Origin of the sequence: Rhodococcus sp. (in: high G+C Gram-positive bacteria) (assembly GCF_049299235.1) — a bacterium.
GTDB lineage: Bacteria > Actinomycetota > Actinomycetes > Mycobacteriales > Mycobacteriaceae > Rhodococcus.
This window is the reverse complement of record NZ_JBAQXC010000141.1, coordinates 1-6,816: the sequence shown is the minus strand read 5'-3', so window position 1 is coordinate 6,816 and position 6,816 is coordinate 1. Positions and strand designations below refer to the sequence as shown.

7 protein-coding genes are annotated in these 6,816 nt (G+C 69.0%); 6 read left to right on the top strand and 1 reads right to left on the bottom strand.

All coding sequences use genetic code 11. The features are described from left to right. The first annotated feature begins 69 nt into the window (after positions 1-69). From hemB to WAX14_RS08600, 5 genes are all read left to right on the top strand, one after another. The gene (hemB, locus tag WAX14_RS08620) at positions 70-1,047 is read left to right on the top strand and encodes a porphobilinogen synthase (protein ID WP_422627671.1); all 978 of its coding nucleotides are present in this window, start codon (positions 70-72) and stop codon (positions 1,045-1,047) included. 62 nt (positions 1,048-1,109) lie between these two features. Further along, positions 1,110-1,595, top strand: a complete 486-nt coding sequence (locus WAX14_RS08615; protein ID WP_422627669.1) for a hypothetical protein — start codon at positions 1,110-1,112, stop codon at positions 1,593-1,595. 257 nt (positions 1,596-1,852) lie between these two features. Then, positions 1,853-2,329 carry a hypothetical protein gene (locus tag WAX14_RS08610; RefSeq protein WP_422627670.1) on the top strand — a complete coding sequence of 159 codons (477 nt, stop codon included), beginning with the start codon at positions 1,853-1,855 and terminating at the stop codon, positions 2,327-2,329. Positions 2,330-2,394: 65 nt separating this feature from the next. Continuing rightward, a complete protein-coding gene (locus WAX14_RS08605; protein ID WP_422627668.1) occupies positions 2,395-2,598 on the top strand; it encodes a heavy-metal-associated domain-containing protein in 204 nt (67 codons plus the stop codon). Between the two features lie 4 nt (positions 2,599-2,602). Beyond that, positions 2,603-3,781, top strand: a complete 1,179-nt coding sequence (locus WAX14_RS08600; protein ID WP_422627667.1) for a PQQ-dependent sugar dehydrogenase — start codon at positions 2,603-2,605, stop codon at positions 3,779-3,781. Here WAX14_RS08600 and WAX14_RS08595 read toward each other — a convergent pair whose 3' ends face one another. Beyond that, positions 3,782-5,716 carry an acyl-CoA dehydrogenase gene (locus WAX14_RS08595; RefSeq protein WP_422627666.1) on the bottom strand — a complete coding sequence of 645 codons (1,935 nt, stop codon included), beginning with the start codon at positions 5,714-5,716 and terminating at the stop codon, positions 3,782-3,784. Between the two features lie 162 nt (positions 5,717-5,878). Here WAX14_RS08595 and WAX14_RS08590 point away from each other — a divergent pair. Beyond that, a partial coding sequence (locus WAX14_RS08590) for a glutamate-1-semialdehyde 2,1-aminomutase (protein ID WP_422627665.1) occupies positions 5,879-6,816 on the top strand: 938 nt, incomplete at its 3' end.

Sequence of the window (6,816 nt, the reverse complement as noted above, 5' to 3'; positions counted from 1 at the left end):
CCCGTGCGCGGTTTCGGTAGCCACCGCTACCGGAAACCGCGCACGGGTCGTATGGAAGGTGTATCGACCGTGTACCCGGAAGTTCGTCCCCGCAGACTCCGCACCACCCCCGCGATGCGACGTCTGGTCGCCGAAACCTCGCTCGAGCCACGGCATCTGGTGCTGCCGATGTTCGTCGCCGACGGTATCGACGCGCCCCGCGAGATCTCGTCCATGCCCGGGGTGTTCCAGCACACGCAGGACTCGCTGCGGGCCGCGGCGACGGCCGCAGTCGAAGTCGGTGTCGGCGGCCTGATGCTGTTCGGTGTGCCGCGACCGGAGGACAAGGACGCCTGCGGATCGGGTGCCACCGATCCGGACGGGGTGCTGAACCGGGGGCTGCGCGCGCTCCGCGACGAACTCGGGGACGCCACCGTGCTCATGGCCGACACGTGCCTCGACGAGTTCACCGATCACGGTCACTGCGGTGTGCTCAGCGACGGCGGCCGCGTCGACAACGATGCCACGCTCGCTCGGTACGCGGACATGGCTGTGGCGCAGGCCGAATCGGGAGCGCATGTGCTCGGTCCGAGCGGCATGATGGACGGCCAGGTCGCGGTGATCCGTGAGGCGCTCGACGGGGCAGGTTTCCTGGACGTCGCGCAGCTCGCCTACGCGGCCAAGTACGCGTCGGCGTTCTACGGCCCGTTCCGGGAGGCCGTCGGATCGTCGCTCGAGGGCGATCGTCGTACTTACCAGCAGGATTCGGCGAACCGGCGCGAGGCGCTTCGGGAGGTCGATCTCGATCTGGCGGAGGGGGCGGATCTGGTGATGGTCAAGCCGGCGATGTCCTATCTCGACATCCTGCGGGAAGTCGCGGACCGGTCGGACGTCCCCGTTGCGGCATACCAGATTTCGGGCGAGTACTCGATGATCACCGCCGCCGCGCGGAACGGCTGGATCGACCGGGACGCCGCTGTCCTCGAGTCGCTGACGAGTATCCGCCGCGCCGGGGCGGATATCGTCTTGACCTACTGGGCCGCCGAGGCTGCGGGCTGGTTGTCGTGACGGCGCCGGGTCCGATGCCGATGCCGACGCCGCCGCGCGGACCGGGTGATGAGCCGCGCCCGATGCCCGTGGACGTCGGGACCGCCTACCAATTGTGGTGTGGAGTTCTGATTTTCGGGGTCGTGTCGACGATCACGAGCGCGGTCGTCATGTGGCGGGAACGACATGCGTTCGTTGATCAGATGCTGGCGCAGATGCCCGCGATGTCGGAGGCGGACACGCCGACCCGCGACCAGATGCTGATGCTGCTGCCGTTCGGGCTCGGCATTGCGGCTGTGGGTGGCCTCGTGATTCTCGGGTTGCTCTATCTGGTCGTCCGGCAGATCCTGCGCGGCAAGAACTGGGCGCGCATGCTGCTGACGCTGCTGGGCGTGTTCATGACCTTGTCGACGGTGCCGACGCTGTTCGGTGTCGGGGCGGGGACGGGTGCCGAGAGTTGGGTGCTCGGGATCGTCGGAATCCTGCAGTCGGTGTTGACGGTGGGCGCGATCGTACTCATGCATCGCCGTGAGTCGAATCTGTACTTCCTTCGGATTCCTAACAATTGAGGGTGCCGACACCCGCTCGATCCTGATGTTTGACGTTGCGTCCGTGCGGAGTACGGTGAGCTCGATCGACGGTCTGTGGCCGTATCCGACGAGCGTGAGGACGTCTTACCGGTGGAGCACTCGCACGTGGAACCGCGACCCTACAGCCGTCGGCGCGAGGCGCTCCTGATCGGTCTCATCGCAGTACTGGGTCTCGTCACACTCGTGCTCCTGGTCGTTCCCGGCACCCTTTCGGCTTGACCGGCGAGTCGTGCGCGATGGGCGATGCGCCGGCGCCGTTGTTCCACGAGCCCGGAGCTCGCTGGCGTGCGGTGGCATTCGGTCCGCTGTTCTGCCTGGTGGCACTGCTGATCGAACTGGTGACGGGGCCGGTCGTGCACTGGTTCGCGCTGCCGGTGATGGCGGTGATGCTGGCCGGCTTCGCGTACATCATGGTCGTCGCGGGACGTCGGCATGTGAGTGTCGAGCTGACCGAGTCGGTGTTGCGGCAGGGAACCGAGGAACTGCCGGTCGCGGACATCGAGGCGGTCCTGGCGCCCGCCGATCCGGCGGCCCTGGACCCGGCCCGTTGGGAGAGCGCGCGCACCCTCGGTGAACTGTCCGGGGTTCCGCGTAAGCGGACGGCGATCGGGCTGCGGCTGCGCGGCGGCACGTTCGTTCGCGCGTGGGCGAGGGACGACGTCGCGCTGCGCGGGTGCCTCGACGACCTCGTGAGTGGGCGTTCGCACCGTTGAACCGGTAGCGCCGGGTACCCCTGGGGGGTATGGTCGGTGGTGTTGCCACACTCGAAGGAGCCACCATGCAGAACACCTACCGTGTCGAGGGAATGACCTGCGGTCACTGCGTCTCCGCTGTCCGCGAGGAAGTGTCCGCGCTAGCCGGCGTCTCCGACGTGGACGTGAACCTCGAAACCGGCGCCCTCGTCGTCACCAGCGACACCGAACTCGACCCGAACACCCTCGCGGCCGCCGTCGACGAAGCCGGCTACGTGCTGGTGCGGTGACAGGATGACGGGCCCGGCACGCACGGTGACGATGCTCGCGTGCGCGGCGCTCGCGCTCGGCGCATCCGCCTGCACCGCCGCGGACCCGGCTCGCACCCCGGCGCCCGGAGCGTCCGCACCGGGAGCACCGGTCGCCGTCCCCACGGCCGAGCCTCCCGCGGTCACCGTCGACGTCCTGCTCGACGGTCTCGACCATCCGTGGGACGTCGTCGCCGCCCCCGACGGAACGATCCTCACCGGCGAACGAGGTGGACGCTTCGTCGTACGCCACCCGGACGGGCGGACCGCCACCGTCCACGCCGACCTGTCCGACCTCTACGCGGTCGGTGAAACCGGCCTGATGGGCATCGCCCTGTCCCGCGATTTCGCGACCGACCGCACGTTCTACACCTGCCAGGGACACCGCGACCCCGACGACGTGCGGGTCGTCGCGTGGACCGTCGACCGCGACTGGACCGCCGCCACCCGCTCACACACCGTGATCGCCGGTCTGCCGGTCGCCGACGGCGGGCGACACGGCGGTTGCCGGATCCTCGCCCACCCGGACGGCACGCTCTACGTGGGTACCGGCGACAGCGCGCGCCCCACCGTCCCACAGGATCGCGACAGTCTCGGCGGCAAAGTCCTGCATCTGAATCCGGACGGAACCGCCGGCCCCGGCAACCCCGACCCCCTCAGCACCGTGTACACACTCGGACACCGCAATGTGCAGGGGGTGGCGCTGCAACCCGACACCGGACGCATCTACGCGGTCGAACAGGGCACCCGGCGCGACGACGAGGTCAATCTGCTCGAACCCGGCGGCAACTACGGCTACCGCCCGGACCGGGAGCCGGGACGCTACGACGAATCGGTGCCCATGACCGATCCCGATCGGGTGCCCGGCGCGATCGGTGCGGTGTGGAGTTCCGGGTCGCCGACGATCGCGACGCCGGCCGGGACGTTCCTCACCGGCGCAGGATGGGGCCGATGGTCCGGCGCGCTCGCCGTCAGCAGCCAGCAGGACGCCCTGCTGCTCCTGTTGCGCCTGGCCGACGACGGGCGCAGCGTCGTCGAGTCGACGACCCTCCTGGACGGGGCCTACGGGCGGCTAAGGTCACTGACCTCGCTGCCCGACGGCTCCGTGCTGGTCACCACCGACAACGGAAACACCGACCGCATCCTGCGGATAACACCGCGCTGATCAGCTGTGGCCCGCGTCGGTTCCCGGCCCGTCGAGCATCGCCGAACCGAGCAGGAACTCGGGCACACCGAGCCCCTCGGTGAGTGTCGCGGCGTGTGGACGCAGCGACCGGCACCGCTCGTTGATGCCGCGCAGCACCGCCTTCGCCCGCTCCACGGACAGGTGCCGGTGCTCCATGAACCACGCCTTGTCGTCGTCGATGACGCTCAGCGCATACAGGTCGCACAGATCCGACAGCAGTTCCCGGGCCGCCGCATCCTCGCACGACTCGATACCGGCGACGAACGCCTCGAGCACGACCCGGTCGATGTGCGCGCGGGCCGCGTGCAGCACGTGATCCTGCACGAAGTTGAACGCGTCGAACTGGTTGTCCTCCCGCTTCGCCGCCGCCTGCAGCCGTCGCGCCGCCGTCGAGAGCAGATACTGTTCGCGGTCCTCGAACATCGTGAGCTGCGTACCCCGGTTGAACAGGCTGCCGTCCTCCTCGTTGTCCTGCCGGGTGTCGACGAGTGTCTGAATGATCTGCTGCGCGGCCGTGCGCTTCTTGACGATGTCGGACACCGCGGTCGCCGCGAACCGCATCCACTCGACCGGACTCATGCCGCGCACCTCGTCGGCGTACGCGGTGAGCAGTTCCTTCGCGACGAGCTGGGTGAGCACATGATTGTCACCCTCGAACGTGGTGAACACGTCGGTGTCCGCGCGCAGCGCCGTCAGCCGGTTCTCGGCCATGTATCCGGCGCCGCCGCACGCCTCCCGGCATTCCTGGATCGCGCGGGTCGCATGCGCCGTGTTCGCGACCTTCAGACCCGCCGCACGACCCTCGAGTTCGCGCTGCTCCTGCGGGTCGACATCGCCGACCGGGGTGGACTGGATGCGGTGCATCGCCGAGATCAGCTCGTTCTGCGCGAAACCGAGCGCATACGAGCGGGCGATCAACGGCAGCAACCGGCGCTGATGCACGAGATAGTCCAGCAGCAGCACCTCCTGCTCGTCGTTCGGGGCCGAGAACTGGCGGCGCTGCAGCGCGTACCGCGCCGCGATGGTCAGCGCGACGCGCGCTGCGGCCCCAGCCGAGCCGCCGACCGTGACGCGACCGCGCACGAGGGTGCCGACCATCGTGAAGAACCGTCGGTTCGGATTCTCGATGGGCGAGTGATAGGTGCCGTCCGCGTCGACGTCCGCGTACCGGTTGAGCAGGTTCTCCCGCGGAATCCGCACCCCGTCGAAAGTGATGCGGCCGTTGTCGACGCCGGGTAGTCCGCCCTTGTATCCGCAGTCGGAGGTGCGCACGCCCGGCATGTCGTTGCCGTCCTCGTCGCGGATCGGCACGACGAAACAGTGCACACCTTCCGTCGCGCCGCCGGTGATCAGTTGCGCGAACACCGCTGCGACCGTCGCGTGCTGCGCGGCCCCGCCGATGTAATCCTTGCGCGCGGACGGGGTGGGGGAGTCGATGACGAATTCCCCGGTGGCCGGGTCGTAGGTCGCGGTCGTCTCGAGGGCCTGCACGTCGCTGCCGTGACCGGTCTCGGTCATCGCGAAACATCCGAGCAGGTCGAGGTGGATGAGCGGTCGGATGTAACGGTCGTGGTGCCGCTGTGTGCCGAGGTTTTCGATCGCACCCCCGAACAGACCCCACTGCACGCCCGACTTCACCATGAGCGACAGATCCGACATCGCGAGCATCTCGATGGACGCGACCGCGCTGCCTGGGTCGCCGGTGCCGCCGCTCGCCTCGGCGAAACCGGCCGACGCGTAGCCGGCGGCGGCGAGGAGGCGCATCTGGTCGAGTGCGGTCGCGCGCGCCCGGCCGGGGTCGGGTGTGTAGTGCGGAGCGAACTCCTCCCGCGTCAGGTCGGTGCGGGCACGGGATCGGGCCTGGCGCCATGCGCCGTCGAGAGTGTCGCGGAGATGATCAGCTGTGGTCGCCATGAATCCGACCCTAGGATGGTGTCGCCGCGAGTGCGCGGGTTCGGAATCGGTCCCGCCGAGAATCCGGAGGTCGCGGCCGGGCGGAGACGGTGATCACGCGTGCGCTCCTCGCACGCCGAGCCGCCTTTTGGCAAATCCGCCGAAACTGGGACACTGGAAATCGTGACTGCGACTCCCGACGCCTCCCGCACCCACGACGCTGCTTCCGCCGCCCTGTTCGACCGGGCATCGAAGGTGACGCCCGGAGGCGTCAACTCGCCGGTGCGGGCGTTCGGTTCGGTGGGTGGAACTCCCCGGTTCATCGCGTCGGCCGCGGGCAGCACCCTCACCGACGTCGACGGCAATACCTATGTGGACCTGGTGTGTTCGTGGGGGCCGATGATTCTCGGCCACGCGCATCCCGCGGTCGTGGAGGCGGTGCGGACCGCTGCGACGTCCGGTCTGTCGTTCGGTGCGCCGACCGCCGGTGAGGTCGAACTCGCCGAGGAGATCGTGGCGCGGATCGCGCCCGTCGAACAGGTCCGGCTCGTCAATTCCGGAACCGAAGCGACGATGAGCGCGGTGCGCCTGGCACGCGGATTCACCGGCCGCAGCAAGATCGTCAAATTTTCGGGGTGTTATCACGGTCACGTCGATGCGCTGCTCGCCGACGCCGGATCCGGACTCGCGACGTTCGGATTGCCGACATCGCCGGGGGTGACCGGTGCGCAGGCCGAGGACACCCTCGTCGTGCCGTACAACGATCTCGACGCCGTCCGTGCCGCGTTCGCGGCCAACTCGGGGCAGATCGCCGCGGTCATCACCGAAGCCGCGGCCGGGAACATGGGCACCGTCCCGCCGCTGCCCGGTTTCAATGCCGGTCTGCGTGAGATCACCCGCGAACACGGCGCGCTGCTGATCATGGACGAGGTCATGACCGGATTCCGCGCCAGTGCCACCGGCTGGCACGGAATCGACGGCGTCGCCGGTGACCTGGTCACCTTCGGCAAGGTGATGAGCGGCGGCCTGCCCGCCGCCGCATTCGGCGGCCGCGCCGATGTCATGGCCAGGCTCGCGCCGGCCGGACCGGTGTATCAGGCAGGCACCCTGTCGGGGAACCC